The 19632-nt window shown below is 61.8% G+C and carries 27 protein-coding genes; 13 read left to right on the top strand and 14 right to left on the bottom strand.

Annotation, left to right across the window (positions count from 1 at the left end):
• Positions 1-110 precede the first annotated feature (110 nt).
• The gene (locus tag KHP07_RS06530; RefSeq protein WP_100490465.1) at positions 111-1037 is read left to right on the top strand and encodes an alpha/beta hydrolase; all 927 of its coding nucleotides are present in this window, start codon (positions 111-113) and stop codon (positions 1035-1037) included.
• Positions 1038-1229: 192 nt separating this feature from the next.
• Here the strand turns inward: KHP07_RS06530 and KHP07_RS06525 are convergent, their stop codons facing one another.
• The gene (locus KHP07_RS06525) at positions 1230-2390 is read right to left on the bottom strand and encodes an alpha-hydroxy acid oxidase (RefSeq protein ID WP_078048834.1); all 1161 of its coding nucleotides are present in this window, start codon (positions 2388-2390) and stop codon (positions 1230-1232) included.
• A gap of 121 nt (positions 2391-2511) precedes the next feature.
• Here KHP07_RS06525 and KHP07_RS06520 point away from each other — a divergent pair, with 121 nt between their 5' ends.
• Entirely contained in the window at positions 2512-3297 is a 786-nt protein-coding gene (locus KHP07_RS06520; RefSeq protein WP_214496819.1) for a DeoR/GlpR family DNA-binding transcription regulator, read from the top strand.
• Here the strand turns inward: KHP07_RS06520 and KHP07_RS06515 are convergent.
• Genes KHP07_RS06515 through KHP07_RS06505 form a run of 3 tightly spaced genes read right to left on the bottom strand, consistent with a single transcriptional unit; the run spans position 3262 to position 4642 of the window.
• Positions 3262-3984, bottom strand: a complete 723-nt coding sequence (locus KHP07_RS06515) for a DUF72 domain-containing protein (protein WP_214497075.1) — start codon at positions 3982-3984, stop codon at positions 3262-3264. The genes KHP07_RS06520 and KHP07_RS06515 overlap by 36 nt on opposite strands.
• Before the next feature lie 11 nt (positions 3985-3995).
• Complete coding sequence (locus KHP07_RS06510; protein ID WP_100490464.1) at positions 3996-4427, bottom strand: DNA methylase; 432 nt, start codon at positions 4425-4427, stop codon at positions 3996-3998.
• A 2-nt stretch (positions 4428-4429) separates the two neighbouring features.
• Positions 4430-4642, bottom strand: a complete 213-nt coding sequence (locus KHP07_RS06505) for a hypothetical protein (protein WP_078048838.1) — start codon at positions 4640-4642, stop codon at positions 4430-4432.
• Between the two features lie 224 nt (positions 4643-4866).
• Between KHP07_RS06505 and KHP07_RS06500 the strand changes: the two genes are divergently transcribed.
• Entirely contained in the window at positions 4867-5427 is a 561-nt protein-coding gene (locus KHP07_RS06500) for a type 1 glutamine amidotransferase domain-containing protein (RefSeq protein WP_078048839.1), read from the top strand.
• 61 nt (positions 5428-5488) lie between these two features.
• On the opposite strand, the gene KHP07_RS06495 is transcribed toward KHP07_RS06500, so the two are convergent.
• The gene (locus tag KHP07_RS06495; protein ID WP_078048840.1) at positions 5489-5695 is read right to left on the bottom strand and encodes a PLDc N-terminal domain-containing protein; all 207 of its coding nucleotides are present in this window, start codon (positions 5693-5695) and stop codon (positions 5489-5491) included.
• A 266-nt stretch (positions 5696-5961) separates the two neighbouring features.
• Here KHP07_RS06495 and KHP07_RS06490 point away from each other — a divergent pair, with 266 nt between their 5' ends.
• A complete protein-coding gene (locus KHP07_RS06490; RefSeq protein ID WP_028616598.1) occupies positions 5962-6438 on the top strand; it encodes a PA2171 family ribosome-binding persister protein in 477 nt (158 codons plus the stop codon).
• 65 nt (positions 6439-6503) lie between these two features.
• Positions 6504-6782 (top strand): hypothetical protein, encoded by a 279-nt coding sequence (locus tag KHP07_RS06485; protein WP_099491711.1) that lies wholly within the window; start codon positions 6504-6506, stop codon positions 6780-6782.
• A 169-nt stretch (positions 6783-6951) separates the two neighbouring features.
• On the opposite strand, the gene KHP07_RS06480 is transcribed toward KHP07_RS06485, so the two are convergent.
• From KHP07_RS06480 to KHP07_RS06465, 4 genes are all read right to left on the bottom strand, one after another.
• Positions 6952-7494 carry a molybdopterin-binding domain-containing protein gene (locus KHP07_RS06480; protein WP_214496818.1) on the bottom strand — a complete coding sequence of 181 codons (543 nt, stop codon included), beginning with the start codon at positions 7492-7494 and terminating at the stop codon, positions 6952-6954.
• Between the two features lie 30 nt (positions 7495-7524).
• A complete protein-coding gene (pdxH, locus tag KHP07_RS06475) occupies positions 7525-8172 on the bottom strand; it encodes a pyridoxamine 5'-phosphate oxidase (RefSeq protein WP_214496817.1) in 648 nt (215 codons plus the stop codon).
• Between the two features lie 320 nt (positions 8173-8492).
• Positions 8493-9038, bottom strand: a complete 546-nt coding sequence (locus tag KHP07_RS06470) for a putative natural product biosynthesis protein (RefSeq protein ID WP_099491717.1) — start codon at positions 9036-9038, stop codon at positions 8493-8495.
• 62 nt (positions 9039-9100) lie between these two features.
• The gene (locus KHP07_RS06465) at positions 9101-9484 is read right to left on the bottom strand and encodes a DUF2946 domain-containing protein (protein ID WP_078048844.1); all 384 of its coding nucleotides are present in this window, start codon (positions 9482-9484) and stop codon (positions 9101-9103) included.
• 164 nt (positions 9485-9648) lie between these two features.
• On the opposite strand from KHP07_RS06465, the gene KHP07_RS06460 reads away from it, so the two are divergent.
• Positions 9649-10257 carry an SCO family protein gene (locus KHP07_RS06460; RefSeq protein WP_101221065.1) on the top strand — a complete coding sequence of 203 codons (609 nt, stop codon included), beginning with the start codon at positions 9649-9651 and terminating at the stop codon, positions 10255-10257.
• Entirely contained in the window at positions 10257-10724 is a 468-nt protein-coding gene (locus tag KHP07_RS06455; protein ID WP_214496816.1) for a copper chaperone PCu(A)C, read from the top strand. Before KHP07_RS06460 ends, KHP07_RS06455 begins: the two co-directional genes overlap by 1 nt.
• Positions 10725-10969: 245 nt before the next feature.
• On the opposite strand, the gene KHP07_RS06450 is transcribed toward KHP07_RS06455, so the two are convergent.
• Complete coding sequence (locus tag KHP07_RS06450; protein WP_214496815.1) at positions 10970-11905, bottom strand: LysR family transcriptional regulator; 936 nt, start codon at positions 11903-11905, stop codon at positions 10970-10972.
• 86 nt (positions 11906-11991) lie between these two features.
• Here KHP07_RS06450 and curA point away from each other — a divergent pair, with 86 nt between their 5' ends.
• Entirely contained in the window at positions 11992-13023 is a 1032-nt protein-coding gene (curA, locus tag KHP07_RS06445; RefSeq protein WP_100490461.1) for an NADPH-dependent curcumin/dihydrocurcumin reductase, read from the top strand.
• Here curA and KHP07_RS06440 read toward each other — a convergent pair.
• Positions 13010-13339 (bottom strand): DHCW motif cupin fold protein, encoded by a 330-nt coding sequence (locus tag KHP07_RS06440; RefSeq protein WP_078048848.1) that lies wholly within the window; start codon positions 13337-13339, stop codon positions 13010-13012. The genes curA and KHP07_RS06440 overlap by 14 nt on opposite strands.
• A 125-nt stretch (positions 13340-13464) precedes the next feature.
• Here KHP07_RS06440 and KHP07_RS06435 point away from each other — a divergent pair, with 125 nt between their 5' ends.
• Entirely contained in the window at positions 13465-13953 is a 489-nt protein-coding gene (locus KHP07_RS06435) for an HIT family protein (RefSeq protein WP_214496814.1), read from the top strand.
• Positions 13954-13985: 32 nt separating this feature from the next.
• Here KHP07_RS06435 and KHP07_RS06430 read toward each other — a convergent pair whose 3' ends face one another.
• Positions 13986-14456 (bottom strand): GNAT family N-acetyltransferase, encoded by a 471-nt coding sequence (locus KHP07_RS06430; protein WP_078048850.1) that lies wholly within the window; start codon positions 14454-14456, stop codon positions 13986-13988.
• Positions 14457-14631: 175 nt separating this feature from the next.
• Here KHP07_RS06430 and KHP07_RS06425 point away from each other — a divergent pair, with 175 nt between their 5' ends.
• The gene (locus KHP07_RS06425; protein ID WP_033896666.1) at positions 14632-14967 is read left to right on the top strand and encodes a hypothetical protein; all 336 of its coding nucleotides are present in this window, start codon (positions 14632-14634) and stop codon (positions 14965-14967) included.
• Here the strand turns inward: KHP07_RS06425 and KHP07_RS06420 are convergent.
• The gene (locus KHP07_RS06420) at positions 14957-16570 is read right to left on the bottom strand and encodes an ATP-binding response regulator (protein WP_214496813.1); all 1614 of its coding nucleotides are present in this window, start codon (positions 16568-16570) and stop codon (positions 14957-14959) included. The genes KHP07_RS06425 and KHP07_RS06420 overlap by 11 nt on opposite strands.
• A 114-nt stretch (positions 16571-16684) precedes the next feature.
• Here KHP07_RS06420 and KHP07_RS06415 point away from each other — a divergent pair, with 114 nt between their 5' ends.
• Entirely contained in the window at positions 16685-17287 is a 603-nt protein-coding gene (locus KHP07_RS06415; RefSeq protein WP_214496812.1) for a response regulator transcription factor, read from the top strand.
• Here the strand turns inward: KHP07_RS06415 and KHP07_RS06410 are convergent.
• The gene (locus tag KHP07_RS06410) at positions 17284-17718 is read right to left on the bottom strand and encodes a GNAT family N-acetyltransferase (RefSeq protein WP_214496811.1); all 435 of its coding nucleotides are present in this window, start codon (positions 17716-17718) and stop codon (positions 17284-17286) included. The two genes, KHP07_RS06415 and KHP07_RS06410, sit on opposite strands and share 4 nt — an antisense overlap.
• Positions 17719-17857: 139 nt before the next feature.
• Here KHP07_RS06410 and KHP07_RS06405 point away from each other — a divergent pair, with 139 nt between their 5' ends.
• Together KHP07_RS06405 and KHP07_RS06400 are read left to right on the top strand one after the other, a co-directional pair.
• Positions 17858-19189 carry a flavin-containing monooxygenase gene (locus KHP07_RS06405; RefSeq protein ID WP_371857049.1) on the top strand — a complete coding sequence of 444 codons (1332 nt, stop codon included), beginning with the start codon at positions 17858-17860 and terminating at the stop codon, positions 19187-19189.
• A 25-nt stretch (positions 19190-19214) separates the two neighbouring features.
• On the top strand, positions 19215-19625 hold the full coding sequence (locus KHP07_RS06400) for a RidA family protein (protein ID WP_003207327.1): 411 nt from the start codon (positions 19215-19217) through the stop codon (positions 19623-19625).
• Positions 19626-19632: the final 7 nt, after the last annotated feature.

Raw genomic sequence — 19632 nt, 5'->3', positions numbered from 1 at the left:
TGAGCGCTGTAACACTTTGCAAGCAATCCCCAATAACGACTGTCGAATTAATTCCTGCCTGGGGAAACCATCTGGTAAAACCCCTGCTTCACCTTTTTCCTGGAACCTACATGTCCTCTCGTTTTCTCTCGCGCCTGAGCCTGCGCTGGTTTCCCATGTTGTGCATGGTGGTGTTGATCATCGGCCTGCCGGTGGGCTGCGCCGTGCTGCAACACAAGGAGCGCGAACTGGTATTTCGCATCGAGCCGGGCACCGCCAGCTGGTACAGCGGCTTGCCCAAGGCGGTGCAGGAATTCGAACTCAAGCCCGCCAGTTTCAAGTCAGGGCAAAACATTCATGGCTGGTGGTACCCGGCCGACAACAAGGACGCGCCGGCCATCCTGTATCTGCACGGCGTGCGCTGGAACCTGACCGGCCAACTGTTTCGCATCGAGCAACTGCACGCCCTGGGCTATTCGGTGCTGGCGATCGACTACCGCGGCTTTGGGCAGAGCCACGGCGAGCTACCGTCAGAAACCACGGTGTATGAAGACGCGCGTATCGCGTGGGAACGCTTCCAGGTGCTGCAACCCGACCCGCAAAAACGCTTGATCTACGGGCACTCCCTGGGGGGCGCGGTGGCCATCGACCTGGCGGCCGAACTGGGCAAGCAGACACCGTTACCGGTGCGCGGGCTGGTGATCGAGTCCACCTTTACTTCGTTGGCGGATGTGGCCACCGCCGTGGCCAATACCTCGTTGCCGGTGCGCTGGTTGCTGTCGCAGAAATTCGATTCCATCGACAAGATTGCCGATATCCATATGCCGCTGCTGGTGGTGCATGGCCTCGACGACCGTTATGTGCCACCGCGTTTCAGCCAGCAGCTGTTTGAAGCCGCCCAGGAACCCAAGCGCCTGTTACTGGTGCCTGGTGCCAGCCATAACAACAGCATGAGCCTGGCCGGTCGCAGTTATGGCCAGGCACTGGACAAACTGATGCAAGCGCAGATGCCGGCGCAGATTGTCACGCACTCCACAGGCCGCAACGGCGACTCATAAAATCGCTTTTCGGCACTGGGTTCGCGCTTGGCTGTCAAGCGCAAACCCAGCCCATGCTGGGCCAAAACTTAAGTTGATCAAATATTGACCTCTGCTTAAATCGCCAACCCAGCCGGGGCTTCGCAAAGTTATCCACAGAGATACCCACGGTTTTCGTGGACAACTCTTTTTATTTTTTTACGTTTTTTTTGCTCAATAAACGCTTTCAGGAAATGTACCCGGCAACAAAATCTCGCGATTCACCTCGCGTATATCGTTATAGCCACACAGCGCCATCGTCACGTCCAACTCACGGGCGATGATGTCAAGCGCCTTGGTCACACCCGCCTCGCCCATCGCCCCCAAGCCATACAAATGCGGCCGGCCGATCATGGTGCCTTTGGCCCCCAATGCCATCGCCTTGAGCACGTCCTGGCCGGACCGAATACCGCCATCCAGCCATACCTCGATGCGCTCACCCACCGCCGCCACGATTGCCGGCAGTTGGCTGATGCTCGACGGTGCGCCATCGAGTTGACGACCACCGTGGTTGCTCACCACCAATGCGTCGGCACCGGCATTCACGGCCAGACGCGCGTCTTCCACATCGAGGATGCCCTTGATGATCAATTTGCCGCCCCAGCACTTCTTGATCCATTCCACATCGTCCCAGCTCAGGCGCGGGTCAAACTGCTGGGCCGTCCAGGACGACAGCGAACTCATGTCGGCCACGCCTTTTACATGCCCGACGATGTTGCCAAAGCCACGACGTTTGGTGCCGAGCATCCCCATCACCCAGCGCGGCTTGGTGGCCATGTTGAGGATATTGGGCAGGGTCAGCTTGGGCGGCGCCGACAAGCCGTTGATCAAGTCCTTGTGGCGTTGCCCGAGGATCTGCAAATCGAGGGTCAGCACCAATGCATCCACGCCGGCCGCCTTGGCGCGCTCAATCAATTGTTCGATGAAGGCCCGGTCACGCATCACATACAGCTGGAACCAGAACGGCTGGCCGACATGTTCGGCGATGTCTTCCAGGGAGCAAATGCTCATGGTCGACAAGGTGTAGCGCAGGCCAAATGCGGCAGCGGCGCGGGCGGTCAGAATCTCGCCATCGGCGTGCTGCATGCCGGCCAATCCGGTAGGCGCCAGCGCCACCGGCATGGCCATGTCCTGGCCGATCATGCGGGTGCGTATCGAACGCTCATCGATGTTGCGCGCGACACGCTGGCGGAACTTGATGCTGGCAAAATCACTTTCATTCGCCCGGTAGGTGCTCTCAGTCCAGGAGCCGGAATCGGCATAGTCGTAGAACATCCGTGGGACACGTTTTTGCGCAAGCTTGCGTAAATCTTCGATGGTTGTGATCAACGACATCTAGGTCACCTCTCCCTGAACTGAGCACTGAGAGTAACCGCCCATCGGCTGCACAACCAGCCATTGCGTTCAGAACGCGCGGCGACTAATCTTGCATAAACCCGCACAAAGACGCAAAACCATGCAAAGCACTCATCACGATATCGACCTGCCTTCCTTGCGCAAACAGAAGATCCTATTGCTGCTGGAGCGCGACGGCAAAGTCACCGCCTCGGAGCTGGTAGAACACTTTGCCGTGTCCCAGGACACCATCCGCCGTGACCTCGGCGAACTCGCCGCCGCCGGCCTGTTGCAACGCGTGCACGGCGGTGCCCTGCCCCGGCCCAAGGACACTGGCAAAGACTTCTTTACCCGCGTCGGCGAGACCAACGAGGCCAAGCGCCACCTCGCACGACTGGCCGCCGACCGCGTGGAAGATGGCCAGATCGTGTTGTTCGATTCCGGCTCCACCACCCTGCAGATCGCCCAGTCATTGCCGCGCTCGATCCGCCTGACCGTGGTCACGCCGTCCCCCATGATCGCCATCGCCCTGGCCGACCATCCCGATGTCAAAGTGATTCTCGCCGGCGGCCAACTCAACCCGGCGACGCTGTCCACCAGCGGCCATGAGACCGTGCGGCTGATCCAGGGCATCAAGGCCGACCTGCTGTTTACGGGGGTGTGCGCGTTGCACCCGCAAGTGGGTATCAGCTCGCTGCATTTTGATGAGGTGGCGGTCAAGCAGGCCTTGCTCGACAGCGCGTCCCACGTGGTGGCAGTGACCATGGCGGACAAGCTCGGCGCGGTGGAGCCCTTTGTGGTGGCGCCGTGCAGTCGCATTCACACGTTGATCACCGAGTGGCATGTGCCGAGTGTGGAGGCGTATGAGCAGCTAGGGTTGGAAGTGCTGCGGGTAGAGGTCGAGTAGCGACAGCGCGTCGGGGGTAGCCAGGCCGCTGGCGGTGTTATCGAAGATGCACCAGGTGGGAATGCCCTCTTCCACAGAGGCGCTCAACACATGCGCATACGCCTGGACCCGTTCAGGCCCGTAGGCACTGTGATAGATACGCGGCGATCCATGCAGACGCCAGTAACGCACGCCCTGCCAACCGGCCGGGGCATCGCCCGATTCGATCACTGGCGGGTCGGCCGCTACTCGCCCTATCTGCAGGTCCTGCAATAATTCCTCGGCAGCAAGCCAACTCGCGTGCCGTGGCTCCAGCACCACAGCACCCGCGAAACGCTCGCGCAGTGCTGTGAAAAATGCGCCGGCCACGCCCGGTTCAAAGCTCAGCGAAGGCGGCAATTGCACCAGCAGACAGCCCAGTTGCGCGCCCAAGTGCTGGCATTGCCCGAGAAACTCATCGAGTGCGACCTCGCAGCCTTGCAGGCGTAATTCATGGGTGATGCGCTTAGGCATCTTGACCGAAAAACGAAAGCCGGACGGCACCGATTGCGCCCACCGCGCATACGTCTTCGCCTGGTGCGGGCGATAGAACGAGCTGTTGATTTCCACCGCATTGAAGCGCGACGCATAACGCTGCAAATGCGTGCCCTCGCCGGCAAACGCCGGCCAGTATTCACGCGGCAAACTCCAACCGGCACAACCCACCATTAGGGTGGCCGTCAAAACAGCACCTTGGCGGCATCGCGCATGAAAATCTCGATGGTCTTGGGGCCTACACCGTCGAATTCGCCGAGGCGTTTTTCGAAGGCTTCACGGCTTTCGCTGGCACTGCGCATGTGGGTGATCTTGCCGGCGTACTCGGCGTTCAACTTGGCGCTGAGGTCGAGCAAACGTTGCGCGGTGGTTTCGTCATAGCGCACGTAGTGCGCGCGTCCGAGCATGGCCACCAACTCACGCGATGTGCAGTGCTGCAGCTTGCGCGCGGTGTCGCGGCCCTGCTCTTCCACGATCACCTTGTAGGCCTGCGCGGCAATCGGTGCCTGGATACGCTTGCCCATGAGGAAGCTGGCGATAAACCACTTGAACAGGCCACTGTCATCGTCGGGCTTGAGTTCGATGCCCAACTCTGACGCGGTGATGGATCGGGCCATGCTCAGTGGCCCAGCTTGCGCTCGGCCTTGGCGGCCTGTTCGTTGATGGCATCGGTCTGGCGTTCGGTGTCCTTGATCGAGGTAGGCGTCAGCACTTTGTCGACGGTTTCGGTCTTCGGATTCGGGCGTTCCAAGGTCTGGCCCTTGGCTGGTTTTTCCGTACCTTTCTGGGCTTCTTCAGAGCTGATGGGGGCTGGGGTTTTGTCGGCAGTCATGGTGTGTCTCCTGTTAAATGAAGGCCCGCAAAGAGTGGCGGGCACTCTCAAAGAAAGTGGCATGCACTTAAGCAGCAGAGGCCTGCCGGTTTGGATAGTTCAAGGAAATTGCCCGTGCCAACCGCCCAGGAAATAAGCGCAAATTAATTTAAACCTTTGCCGCCCCCGCCGGATCAACTCTCCCATATCCCATCCTTCGCTCACCCATCAGGAGACACTCGATCATGAGTTCACACCTCAACGGCAAGAAGATTCTGGTCATCACTTCCAACACCGGCATCGAGCGCGATGAACTGCTCAAGCCCCTGGAAGCACTGCGCGGTTATGGCGCAACCGTGACCCACGGCTCCAGCAAAGGCGGCACCACCCAGACCTTCGTCGGCGACACCGAGAAGGACCTGACGGTGGAGTCCGACGCGAAGCTGTCCGAGCTTTCCGGCGCCGATTTCGATGCGCTGGTCATTCCCGGCGGCACCGTCAATGCCGACACGTTGCGCCAGGATGCGGCCGCGCTGAAGCTGATCAACGAATTCGTGCAGGCGGGCAAAACCGTGGCAGCGATCTGTCACGGCCCATGGGCGCTGATCGATGCCGGCGTGATCAAGGGCAAAACCCTCACCTCCTACAAAAGCGTGCGGATTGACCTGGAAAACGCCGGCGCCGCCGGATGGGTCGACGCCGAGGTCAAGCAGTGCAAGGCCAATGGCTGGACCTTGATTACCTCGCGCACCCCGGATGATCTGCCAGCCTTCAATGAAGCCATCGCCAAGACTCTGGCAGGCTGATTTTTTAAAGCGCAACGAAAACAGGCGCCTCGATGGCGCCTGTTTTGTGTCAACCCTGACCTCAGCTTTTACGCTGTTCCGGCATCTCGCGTTTCGGCCCGAACATCGCCCAGGCAATCAGGCCCAGTAGCGGTACAAAAATAAGCACCACCAACCACAATCCTTTTGTTTCCCAGCCCCCCGTACTACGCAGCACGACATTGATCGCCCACAATTCCAGCAGCAGCAGAATCACCGCCAAGCCGATCCAGACATATTGAATTTCCATGCTTCACCTCCTAGGACGTATACGTTAGGTCAAGCATCGGCCGCGAGGGTTCATTAAAATTTGCGCAAACATCCTGGGGTGGTGGAATGCAACGTCCCACACGACCGACCATGCAACCTGCACGACCGGTACAACCTTCCCGTCCTTGTAGCCCCTTGAATTACCTGGCGAATTAGCAATAGCTCAAGTTGGTACAACTGATGCACAGCTGTACTGGACGAGGCGTGCATGTCGACACGCCCTGAGTTTCCCGTGAGGTGTCACCCATGAATGCCATTGACCTGCTCAAAGCTGACCACGAACGCGTAAAGGCCCTGCTGACTCAGTTGAGTGAGTCCACCGAGCGTGGGGTAAAAAAACGTACTGAGCTGTTGGCCAAGCTGGAAGCGGAAATCAGCCTGCACACTAAACTGGAAGAAGAAATTCTCTACCCGGCGTTCAGGAAGGCCGGTGGCAAGGAACAGGACATCATGTACCACGAAGCCAAGGAAGAGCACCGCACGGTTGACTCCCTGGTGCTGCCGGACCTGAAACAGACCGAGCCCTCGACCACGGAGTTTTCCGGTCGCGTCAAAGTGGTCAAGGAGTTGCTGGAGCACCACATCGAAGAAGAAGAAACCGAGATGTTCCCGCAGGCTAAAAAGCTGCTGGGCAAAGCACTGCTTGAAGAATTGGGCGCTGAAATGGAAGCGATGAAAGCAGCGCATAAAAAATTGCAGTCGACCAAGCCAATGGCGGCTTGATCGAGGCATGTCCAGAGCCTGGAACTGAGCCAGGCTCTTGACCCATCACGCGAGGGGATTGCGTCATGAAGACCAGATCGTCCCACAGGATCTTGCTTATCGTTGGCTTGTCAGCCCTGCTCACCGGCCCTGCCTTCGCCGCATTCGGCGATAACCCCGAACCTTCGGCGAATGCCCTGAGTGGCGACAGCGCTGCCGGTTCCGCCCTGCCGCCGGGCACCTACCCCAGCAGCCCTTCGGACAGTAGCAAGAAGACCAAAGACACCGACAAGCAGCCGACCAAACCGGTCAAGCCTGCTGATACCCATAAACCCAGCAAAGACAAACCCCGGTCGGGCAGTTGACGGTTCATCCGTAGGCGGCGGCTCGAGCGCCATCGAGCCTCTGCACCGGGTGCCGCGGTCAGCGGCTATACAGTGACTCGGCACCCCACGCCGCGAACGCGGAGCAACAGGCCGCACTCGCAAAACAACAGAAGCACCCTATCAAGGCTGGCAGCCCGGGATTCGGTTATCACCCCCTCCGATACACCTTGACCCTAGGAATGCCCGCAGCGGCCAGCAAGCCAATTTCGAGGGCGCGCAGGCGCATGCCCGCACTCACCACGCGCTGCCCGCGTTGCAATGCCCCGCCACGCTTGCGCACGTGCTCGCCCCGGCACAAGGGTGGGCACCAGATACGCTGGCCGTAGACGCGGCAACGTGCCTGGGGTACCACAGTGTCAGCACCCTGCGGCAGCGGCGCGCCGGTAACGATCGGCACAGCGTGCCCGGCCTGCAACGACCCATCCTTGCCATCCACGGCAGCGAGCCGCTCAACCACATGCAGGTAACCACCCTGCTCAGGCACGTCAAGCGCACGCAGGGCATAGCCGGTTGTGGCGCTGTTGTCCCAGCGCGGCAGGTCGCGGGGTGAAAACACGTCTTCAGCCATCACCCGCCCGAGGGCATCCGTCAACGCGATCACTTCGGTGGACGGAGATGACGGTGACTGGGCCAGCAACCGGTCAATGGCCTCCTCCATCGGCAGCCATTCGCCGCTGTCACACCGGGTCATGAGCCAACCTCCAGGTGTTGAAAAATACTGTCACGGCGCCAGACGCGTGCGCTGCCACACGCCGTCGTGCAAGCGATAATCGAGACGGTCATGCAAACGGTCGGGGCGGCCTTGCCAGAATTCGATACGCCGGGGTTGCAGGCAGTAGCCTCCCCAATGCTCGGGCCGTGGCGGTTGGCGCCCGGCGAAGCGCTCGGTGACCTCACGCAAACGCCCTTCCAACTCATTGCGATGGACCAGAGGCTGACTCTGGGGTGAGGCCCAACTGCCCAACTGACTGGCTACCGGACGTGCATCAAAGTAATCGTCCGATAGCTCGGCACCGGCCTTCACCACCGCCCCCTCGACACGCACCTGACGTTCCAGCCCCGGCCAGAAAAAAGTCATGGCGGCATGGGGATTGCCGGCCAACTCCTGGCCCTTGGCACTCTGGTAATGGCCAAAAAAGAAAAACCCCTGCGCACTGAACCCCTTGAGCAACAGCATGCGGCAATGGGCATGCCCCTGACTGTCCACCGTCGCCAGGGCCATGCAGTTAGCCTCGGCCGGCGGCAGCTCAGTCTTGCGTGCCTGCTCCAGCCACTGACCAAACAACACCAACGGATCCGCCTGCGGACAATCATCACGAAGACCATAAAGCGTGTAGTTGCGGCGCAATTGCGCAAGAGACAAAGGCATGGCGCAGTCCTCCAGGAAATTCCCCACAGTGTGGGAACTGCCACTCCACCACCTCTTGACCACGATCAACCCCGAACCGCGGCATGACGCCGCACAAGGCTTTTGATCTTGATCTCAAGCGACCCTCAACCACGCTGGCCGAACGCAGGCTTGAACCCGTAGGTAACCCGGCAGGACGCCGGGTTAGCCGCCCCGCGCCCGCCGAAAATCCTCCCCCTTCTCCACCACCCAAGCCCACAACGCAATCACCCCCGCCGGGCCGCTCAACGCTCGGCAATTCATCGGCGTGACCGACGCAGACACGTGGAGTCGCCAACACCTCATGGCACCGGCAACCAGCCGCTGAACCCGCCCCGGGCGCTCAATGGGCACCAGGCGAAATCCCATTGCGTGCCCGGCAGCGCCTGCTGTTCGGCGCCCGCCAACGCGGCGCGCTTCCAGTCGAACACCGTCGACCCCTGCCAGGCCAGGACCACACCCTGGGCCGGGGTGTCATCCGTGTCGACCCAGCGCGCAGCCGCCGCTGCCATAAAGGCCTCGATGGGTTCTGCATCGATCTGCGACCGATACGCCGAACCCAGCAGCCAGCGGCAGACGTTCAAATGGTAGGTCCAATCCCGTGGCGGCCGGTGTCGATAGGCCCAGGTCATAAAGCTGCGAAACAGGTTCAGGCCCTCGGGCGGGTCGAGCTTGAGCAGCGCCGGGCAGATATCGAACAGGGTGTGCCAATACGGCAACAGGCGTGCATCCAGGTGCACGAAGCTGCGGCAATTGCTGGGGTATTCAGGCGGCGCGGGTTCCGCGTGCAGGCGACGGGACGCCGTGCTAACCAGGCGGCGGGCGCCTGCGGGCAACAGGTGGTTCATGACACGCACTCACATTCATGACGATGGAACGCCTCCTGGTCTCAGGAGGCCCAGGGCATACGTCAGAATGCGGGGGAAGCGCGGGGGTTGGCCGAGGGCCAGGCATAGCGTGGCGGCGCCTTGTTGCGCCGCTCATGGGCCGGTCGCGGGGTGCGCTCCAGGCCCAACAACCAGGCCAGGCCGACCAGAAACACCAGCGCAACGGTTAAAGCGTTGCAGACGGGGCAGGCAAAGTAGTTCGAGATGTTGCTGGAAGACGGGCTGCCCAACCCTTTGTCGGAAAGTGGCGCCTGCTTGCCATCCAGCGAACAGAACGCCCCGCCGATGCCATTGAGTGCCTCGCCCATCATCTGCCCATGCCCCAAACCGCAGACGAACAGGTTCATCAGCACGCAGAAGTACAGGGCCCAGGCAATCAGGGAACGGTCGGGGTGGCTCAATTTCATGGCGGCGACTCTACCACCGGAGCCGCAAAAGGATGAAGCGCGGCATGCCCCTGTGGCAGAACGTCGCAGATTACGTGTGCTTCCCAGGGTTGGTAGACTGGGCGCCCTCAAAGCCTGACGTATTGATCCAGAGCAATGCAGGCGCTTCACAGGATGCACAGTTGATGAGTACGTTATTCACCCGCCGCAAAGTGCTGACCGGTATGGGCCTGTTGGGCCTGGGCAGCCTGCTGGGCGGCTGTGACTACAGCCCCAAGCTGAACTTCAAGTACGGCAAGGACTTGAGCGACAAGATCATGGGCCGCACCTTCAAGCTCAAGAACACCGACGGCGAGACCGTCACCCTCAGCTCGTACCGTGGCCTGATGCCGGTGGTGTTCTTCGGTTTCACCCAGTGCCCGGCCGTGTGCCCGACCACCCTGGCGCGCGCCGCCCAGGCCAAGAAGCTGATGGGCCGCGACGGCGAAATCATGCAGGTGGTGTTTATCACCCTGGACCCGGAACGCGACACGCCCGAGATTCTCGACAAGTACGTCAAGGCCTTCGACCCCAGCTTCGAAGCGCTGTACGGCACCCCGGAAGAAATCGCCGTGGCGGCCAAGGAATTCGGGATCTTTTATGAAAAGACTCCCGCCGGCGACACCTATACCCTGTCCCACACTGCCACCAGTTTCGTGTTCGATACCCGTGGCAACCTGCGCCTGGGCCTGCAGGCATCCCTTACTGCTAAAGAGTGCGCAGAAGACCTGCTCACCGTCATGGAGGTCTGCTAATGACTGCCGTTCAACACCTCAAACGCGCCCTGGTCGGCATGACCTTGCTGGGCCTCGCCGCCCACGCCAGCGCCCAGGTGCTAGTCACCGATGCCTGGGTACGCGCCAGTGTGCCGGGCCAGCCGTCCAGCGGCGCCTTCATGACCGTCACCGCCGACAGCGACAGCACGTTGCTGAGCGTGGCCTCGCCAGTGGCCAAGGACGTGCAGATCCATGAAATGAGCATGAAGGACGACGTAATGCGCATGGGCCCAGTGGACTCGGTAGCCCTGCCTGCCGGCAAGGCCGTGCCCCTCGACCCCGACGGTTACCACGTGATGCTGATGGGCCTGACCCGCCAGATCAAGGAAGGCGACCAGGTCCCCCTGACCCTGACCGTGCAAAATGCCAAGGGCGAGAAGCAGGCGATTGAAGTCACCGCGCCTGCCCGTGGCCTGGATGGGATGGATCACAGCAAGATGCATTGAGGACCGCTGTGGCTGATGGGTTCTGAATGTTTGTCAGTTCTGTTGTGGTGAGCGTGCTTGCTGTGGTGAGCGGCCTTGTTGTGGTGAACGGGCTTGCTGTGGTGAGCGGGCTTGCCCCGCGCTGGGGTGCGAAGCGGCCCCACCCACGAGCACTCACCCCCCTCTGAAAGAACGCGGTGCATGGTTTTAGGGCTGCTTCGCAGCCCAGCGCGGGGCAAGCCCGCTCACCACGCCAAACGAGCGTCTTATCGGCTTGGCACGGGAGTTGGGTGGACTGTATCGAAAAGGATCAGGCCACTTGCCCTTGGCTGCGTCATCAGGTGAAAACTCTCGCTGAGCAACGCCACCGTGGCGCGGATGCTATCGGTCTGGCGCGGCACCGCAAATAACCCGTAGTTGACGCTCAACGCCGGGTTAGCGTTGGGCCCCAGGGCGATCACGCGCATGGTGTCCAGGCGAATATTCTCGGCAGGCAACAGGGCGACCCCCAAGCCGCTCTCCACCGCCGCCATGATCACGCCGATATTCGGGCTGGTGACGGTTACCCGGAAGTCCCGACCGGCGCTCAACAACGCATCAAACATCAGGCGCCGCCACGCGCAGGGCTCGGCATACACGATCACATCCAACGCCAGTGCCGGGTCGATCTCATCGTCGATCCCGCTTACCCAATACAGAGGCATGTTCCAGGTCTGCACGGGGTCGGCGGCAAACACCGAGCTCGCGCCGATGGCGACGTCGAGCAAGCCATCGTGCCAGCGTTCGGCGAGGGCATCGCCGTGGTCCACGGTGATGTCCATGTGGACGTGCGGGCTGGCACGCCGCAACCGCCCCAGCGCGGCCGGCAAAGCCGAGACCGCCACGTCCTCCGAAAGGCCGACGCGCACGGTGCCCATTACCGTGCGCTCCTTGAGACGTGTCGCCACCGTCTCTCCCAGCGCCAGGATGCGCGTGGCGTAGCTGAGCAACAGTTCGCCCTCGGTGGTCGGCACCACCCCACGCCCGGTACGGCGCAAAAGGCGTTGCCCGAGCAGCTCTTCGAGCCGACGAATCTGGGCGCTCAGCGCCGATTGCGCCCTGCCCGCTTGTTGCGCAGCGCCACTGAGGCTGCCGTGATGACACACCGCGACAAAGGTGCGCAGTAAATAGGGTTCGAAGGCATCGGATATCATGTTTGGCATAACTCTGAATCAACCGCTATCACCCTACCTTGATATCCACCGGATGACTACGCTGCCCAGCCTGTTCAACCAGTGAGTCAAACATCATGGATAACCCCCGCAACCCACGCATCGTATTGGCTGCTCGCCCCGACGGTCGCCCGAAAACCAGCGACTTTCGCCTCGAATACGCTGCGATCCCCTCGCCTGCCGATGGCCAGGTGCTGCTGGAAAATCTCTACCTGTCCCTCGACCCGTACATGCGCTGGCGCATGAGCGACGCCAAGTCGTACGCCGAACCCGTCGGCATCGGTGAAGTGATGGTGGGCGGCACCGTGGCGCGTATCACGCACTCGCGTCACGCTGACTGGCACGAAGGTGACCTCGTGCTGGCCTACGCCGGCTGGCAGCGCTTTGCCGTGTCTGACGGGCACGACCTGCGCCGCCTGGACCCCAGCATCGCGCCCCTTACCACGGCCCTCGGCGTGCTAGGCATGCCGGGCTTCACGGCGTACGCCGGGCTGCTCAACATTGGCCAACCCAAATCCGGCGACACCGTGGTTGTCGCAGCCGCCAGCGGAGCCGTGGGCTCGGTGGTCGGCCAGATCGCTCGCCTGCACGGTGCCCGAGCCGTGGGCATTGCGGGTGGGGCGGACAAGTGTGCGTTTGTGAAAGACGAACTGGGTTTTGATGCGGTCATCGACCACCGCGCCCCAGACTTTGCCGAACAACTGGCCAGGGCATGCCCGAATGGCATCGACGTGTACTTCGAGAACGTCGCCGGGCCTGTCTGGGATGCCGTGCGGCCGCTGCTCAATGACTTTGCGCGGATTCCGGTGTGCGGGCTGATCGCCCACTACAACGATGGCGCCCTGCAGGAAGCCACCGCTGATCGCCTGCCAGCCACGATGCATGACATTCTCGCCAAGAGCCTGACCGTACGCGGGTTTATCCAGACCGAGTTCGCCGATCAACAACAGGACAGGTTCCTCAAAGAGGCCGCACAGTGGATCGCCGACGGCAAACTCAAATGGCGCGAAGACATTGTCGAGGGTCTGGAACAGGCGCCCGAAGCCTTTATCGGACTGCTGGAGGGGCGCAACTTCGGCAAGTTGATCGTGCGCCTCAATCCACAATAAACAATTTCGCCCCGACACGCGTCGAAGAGCGATGGCCTTCCATGTCATTGCCCACCTGGTAACTCATTCCGGCCGTCAGGGTGAACTGGCGGCCGTCTTCCAGCTCCGTGTGCAACTCGCCTTCAAGGCACAACAGAATGTGCCCGCGCCAGCACCAGTGATCCGCCAGGTAGCCGGGGGTGTATTCGACCATGCGCACGCGGGTGGTGCCGAAGTGACCGGTGCGCCATATGGCATTGCCCGTCACGCCAGGGTGAGAAACCGGTTCGACCGTGGACCAGTCGGTGGTGCCAAAGGGGACAGCGTTCAGATCCATGATGGGCTCAATGATGGTTGTGCAGGGCTTGAGGCTATCCACCTGGAGCGGCAGCCGATAGACACAGATCAAGCGCTTTTGTGGGATACAGGTATCCTGCCTGCACGGCTCTCACGGATACGCTTATGCAGATCGACCCCACCTACGTCCTTTACGAAACCGAACACTGGCGGCTCAACCACCACCTGGCGTCCGCACTGCCCGGTTACCTGATGCTGGGCGCCAAGGCGCCAGCCCACTCCCTGGGTGACATGCCGGAAGCGGCGCTGACCGAGTTGGGCGGGTTGCTGGCAAAGACCCAGCGGGTGATGGAGGCGCAGCTGGAGCCGAAATGGCTGTATATCAGCCGCTATGGGCACATGCCGGGCTTCCCGCTGCATTTTCATTTTATCCCGGTGTATGACTGGGTGGAGGACGCGTTCTGGCGGGATGAGCGCTATCGGCGGCTGCAAGGTTTTGGCGCGCAGGGCCAGGCGCAGGCCTTGACCGATGGCGCGGAACTGACGCTGTTTGTGTGGCGGGAGTTTGGGGAAAGCCCTACGCCGCCGCCGGTTCAGGGAGAATCCGTGCAGCAGGTGATCGCGCGATTGCGCGCTGCGTTCAGACCGGAGTGAAAAGCCCAGCTTAAAACAGATCCCCTGTGGTATCAGCAGGTGAGGTGTTTGGTCATCGGGACACAGGCCAACTGCAAACCCGACGGCGAATGGTAAATCGCCTGCTCATCACCCACGTACCCACAGGCCCGATAGAAACTCGCCGCATTCAACGTCGCATCCAGCACCAGGGTTTCAATCGCCTGTTCCCGCGCAACGCTCTCCAGGTGATCGAGCATCGCCTTGCCATATCCGCGCCCGGTGAACCCAGGCAACACAAACAATGCGCCGACTTCGTTGTTGTCCGGATCAAGCATGCCGGTGGCCACCGGTTCTCCCTGCACCCACCCCAGGTAAAACGGTTTGTCCATCAGCGCGCTGTAGCCGTCTTCGGCTTTACCCCGCGTCCACAGCAGCATTTGCGCCTGCGTGTAGGCGCCGATGCACTGGCTGCGAATGGCCTGCAAACGGATGTCGAACGCCACTTGGGCATGTTCCTGGTTGGCGCGTTTGATCTCCAGCATGTGTATCTCCTTCCATGAAATCATCGTGCCATTAGCACACTTGTGCTAATCGACCCCTCCCCCCTGCGGCGCTATATTCCCCGGCACTTCCAGCGCTCCTCCGGCACCGTGCATTTCTTGCGCGTGGGCGCGTTGTGCGCTGGAAAAACCATAACAACCCCAAGGAAGAAGCACCATGAAACTGCAATCCTCCGTTACCCGCCTCACCCTGTTGGGCGCCCTGATCATCGGCGTCGCCGGCTGCAGCAACATCAAACCTACCGAAGATCACCTCAAGACGCTGTCGGAGACCAACCTGGGCGAACCGGTCAAGCGTATTTCCAATGTGCGCAGCGACTCGATGACCACCTACTACGTCGCCAGTGCCGCCTCCGGCGAGTACAACTGCTCAGTGCCCAGCGGTGCCAGCGGCGGCATGTTCGCCGTGGCCAGCTTTGGCATGATGAAGCCTGCGGCCTACTGCCAACCCAAAGGTGCACGCGGCAACCCACTGCAGGGCTTCACCCAGTAACCATCTGCTGGCTCAGGTCGCGCAAGGTCCCGCGCAGTTCGGCGGGACGCACCGGCTTGGAGAGAATGGCGATCCGGCGGTCGTGCAAGGCGGCCTGGATTCTCTCCACGTCATGCCCGGTGAGAATCAGCGCAGGAACGGCCCAGCCACGTTGCTCGCGCAGGGCATCGATGCATTCGATACCAGTAGCGTGGTTGCCCAGGTCGTAGTCGGCGACGATGATGTCGCAGTCACTGACCAGGTCGCGCCCCGAAGACTCAGCCTGCACCTCGCAACCCCAGCGCTCCAGCAGCGCCTGGGTGGCGAGCAGTACGTTATGGTCATCTTCTACCAGGCACACCTTCAACCCGGTCAACAGCCCGGCCTGGCGCGTGTCGTCGCGCGGTGCCGTGGCACGTGGCGCAGAGGCCAGGGTCAAGCCATACAGGCTTACAGAAGTACCATGGCCCACCCGTGAGCGCAGGCCTACTTGCACCCCCATCAACTGCCCCAGGCGCTTGACGATGGACAGTCCAAGGCCAACGCCTTCGACGTCCTTGTCACGCAGGTGGCGCACTCGATAAAACTCCTCGAAGACCTTTGATAGATGCTCCTCGGCAATCCCCCGGCCCCGGTCATGAATCTCCACCGCCAAGCCGCCGTCGCGAATGCGCACGCCAATGAGCACAGGGCGGTGGGCACCGTATTTGAAGCAATTGGACAGCACGTTCTGCACCATGGTCGCCAACAGCGCCGGGTCGACCAGCACCCAGTGCGCGCAAGGCCGCAGGCGCAACTCCACCCCGGCCCAACGCGCGGCCTCGGCGTTCTGGCGCACCAGGTCGGCAAGGAACTCGCCCAGGTGCACCGCCTGGTATTTAGGCAGCAGGCGGCCGTTGTCGAGGGTGTAGAGGTCGAGAATCGAGCGGAACAATTGCGACACGTTCAGCAGCGAACGGTCGATGTTATCCACCAGGCGCCGCTCTTCATCGCCCAGCCGGGCTTCGCGCAGGCACGCGGTGAACAGGCCGATGGAGTGGATGGGTTGGCGCAAATCATGGCTGGCCTGGGCGAGGAAACGGGATTTTTCCAGGTTGGCGGCGATGGCCTGCTCGGATGCCTTGCGCGTGCGCTCCAGCAGGATATGCGCGTACACCGGGATCACCGTGCTGGTGATCATCAGCATCAGCACCATGAAAGGCTGCGCCTGCCACACCGGCGTGAGCCGATACACCACCAGCAGCGCCAGCAACGCCAATGCCGTGGCAATCGCCAGGTAGCGCGAGCCATAGCGCATGCCGTTGCCCAGATTGACCCAGACCATCACCGCATACAGCGGCAATGCCGCTTCGCCGCCCACCACCATGCCAAACGAGGTGCCGGTGTAGTCGTGGAGCATCCCGAAGATCCGCCGCGCCGGGTAATGCCCGGGCCAACGTGCGATCACCTGGCGCAACGCGATGGAGGCGAGCAGGAACAGGACGATATACAGGATCACCGGCAGGTAGGTGTCCATCGACTGTCCGGGCAGAAAGCCCAGAGCGGTGATGTACACGACAGCGATGGTGGCCACCACAATGCGCAGGTTGGCCTGGTCGAGTTCGGAGTTGGTCTCAAGACTCATGGTTTACGTCCTTGTGCGGCAATCAACAAATCCGTCATGCGCCACAGGCAGGCCCTGAGCGCGGTGGTAAGGTAGCATGCAACGGCATAACCCTGCCCCAGGGAGGAGCACCCCATGACCGGCCGTATCATCATCGCCGATGACCACCCGATGTTCCGCGAAGGCATGCTGCGCACCGTGCAGCGCCTGCTACCGCACGCCCAGGTGCAGGAAGCCGGCGACCTCGACAGCGTGCTTGCGTTGATCCGCGAAGGCGGCGATATCGACACGCTGATCCTCGACCTGCGCTTCCCCGGCCTGACCTGCATGAGCCAACTGGTCGAACTGCGCCAGCAATTACGGCGCACCACATTGATCGTGGTGTCGATGGTGGACGACCCGGCGTTGATCGACCAGGTGATGGCCCTGGGCGCGGACGGCTTCATCGGCAAGAACATCGCCCCCGACGAGATCGGCCAGGCGTTGCTGGCGATCCGCGACGGTGAAGTCCTGGTCAAGTTCGTCCCATCCGGCCTGTTGCCGCTGGACACCCACACCCTCACCGCCCGCCAGCAAGACGTGCTGCGCCTGATCGCCCAGGGCAAGACCAACAAGGAAATCGCCAAGGCCCTGGCTATCTCGCCGTTCACCGTGCGCATCCATGTGTCGTCGCTGTTGCGCACCCTGGATGTGCCCTCCCGGGCGGCGGCCGCGGTGAAGTATTCCGGGGAGTTCTAGGCGTTTTCATCACCGGGGCGGGTGAAGGAATAGCGGTCGATGTCAGTGCGCAGCGACCAGCCCTGACCCTGCCAATAATGGGCGGCACGGGTGTTGGTCTTGAACACATCGAGGTGGCATTTGTGGATGCCCAGTTGCGCCAGCACGTCGAGGCAACGTTGCGTCAGCGCCTGCGCGATGCCTTGACGGCGATAGTCCGGCAGTACCAGCAAATGCTGCAGGTAACCACGGCGCCCATCGTGGCCGCACATCACGCAGGCGATCAACTGACCTTCGGCTTCGGCCACAAAACTCATGCCGGGGTTGCGTGCCAGGTAGCGCTCGGTGGCCTCACGGGAGTCGGCGTCGCGCAGGGAGATACCGGGGGTGTTTTGCATGAGGGCGAGAACGGCGTCGTAGTCGGCTGGGGTCATCACACGAAGGTTGAACATGGGCTGTGCCTGAGGTGAAGGGCCGATCAGATTGGCACACTTTTGTGACGCGCCCCAGCGCTCTGCATCCGATATTTATGCTCACTTCCCAGCTTAATAATATTTTATTTATAACCCCCCTCCCCCTAGCCTTGAAGTCATGCCAACGCTGAATCCAACTGCATTACGCAAGGACAGAGACATGACTGAAGCAATAACAAAAACAGACACACTGGTGGTGGGCGCCGGTCAAGCTGGCGTGGCCATGAGCGAGCATCTGAGCAAGCAAGGCGTACCCCACTTGGTGCTGGAGCGCAGCCGTATTGCCGAGCGCTGGCGCACCGGGCGATGGGATTCGCTGGTGGCCAACGGGCCGGCCTGGCATGACCGGTTCCCCGGCCTGGAGTTCGACACGGTTGCCCCGGATGGCTTTGCGCCCAAGGAACGCGTGGCCGATTACTTTGAAGCCTATGCCCGCAAGTTCAATGCGCCGATCCGTACCGGCGTTGACGTGTTGTCGGTGGTCCGCAATGTCGGCCGCCCTGGCTTTACCGTGCACACCAGTGAAGGGGTGATCGAAGCCAACCGGGTAGTGGCGGCGACCGGGCCGTTCCAGAAGCCGGTGATCCCGGCCATCGCGCCCAACGACACCGCGCTGCACCAGATCCACTCCGCCGACTATCGCAACCCCGCGCAACTGCCAGCCGGCGCCGTGCTGGTGGTGGGTGCCGGTTCATCCGGCGTGCAGATTGCCGATGAATTGCAGCGCTCCGGGCGTCAGGTGTACCTCTCGGTCGGCGCCCACGACCGCCCGCCTCGCGCTTACCGCAACCGCGACTTCTGCTGGTGGCTGGGTGTACTGGGCGAGTGGGACCAGGCAGCCATGAAGCCCGGCCGCGAACACGTGACCATTGCGGTCAGCGGCGCACACGGCGGCAAAACCATCGACTTTCGCGAGCTGGCCCAGCAAGGCATGACCCTGGTCGGCCTGACCCAAGCGTTCAATGGCAACGTTGCCACGTTCCAGCCGAACCTGGTGGAAAACCTCGCACGCGGCGATGAAAACTACCTGGCCCTGCTGGATGCCGCCGATGCCTACATCGAGCGCAACGGCCTGGACCTGCCCCTGGAGCCCGAAGCCCGTCACGTGTTCCCCGACGCGGACTGCATCAAGAACCCGATCCTGGAACTGGACCTGGCCAAGGCCGGCGTCACCTCGATCATCTGGGCCACCGGTTTTGCGGTGGACTACAGCTGGTTGAATGTGGCGGCCTTCGACGCCGCCGGCAAGCCCCAGCACCAGCGCGGCGTGTCCAGCGAGGCCGGGATCTACTTCCTGGGCCTGCCGTGGCAGTCACGCCGTGGTTCGTCGTTTATCTGGGGGGTGTGGCACGACGCCAAGTACGTCGCCGACCACATCGCCATCCAGCGTCAATACCTTGAGTACCGCGAAGCCGCGCCGGTGGCTCGCCCCTCCCCTGTCAGCGCCTGATCACTTTACTGCCGGAGTTTTTTTGATGCCTACTCACACTCGTATCCGCATGTTCAACACCAAGGAAACCTACCCCAACCAGAGCCTGGACAACGACCTGTGCCAGGCCGTGCGCGCTGGCAATACCGTGTATGTACGCGGCCAGGTCGGCACCGATTTCGACGGCAACCTGATCGGCCTTGGCGACCCGCGTGCCCAGGCCGAGCAAGCGATGAAAAACGTCAAGCAACTGCTGGAGGAAGCCGGCAGCGACCTCAGCCATATCGTCAAGACCACCACCTACCTGATCGACCCGCGCTACCGCGAGCCGGTGTACCAGGAAGTTGGCAAGTGGCTCAAGGGCGTGTTCCCGATCTCCACCGGGCTGGTGGTGTCGGCCCTCGGCCAGCCGCAGTGGTTGATGGAAATCGATGTGATCGCCGTTATCCCCGAGTAAGGAGCCG

The sequence above is a fragment of the Pseudomonas sp. VS40 genome, assembly GCF_018587885.1.
Taxonomy (GTDB): domain Bacteria; phylum Pseudomonadota; class Gammaproteobacteria; order Pseudomonadales; family Pseudomonadaceae; genus Aquipseudomonas; species Aquipseudomonas pergaminensis.
This window is presented reverse-complemented; position numbering and strand designations above follow the sequence as displayed.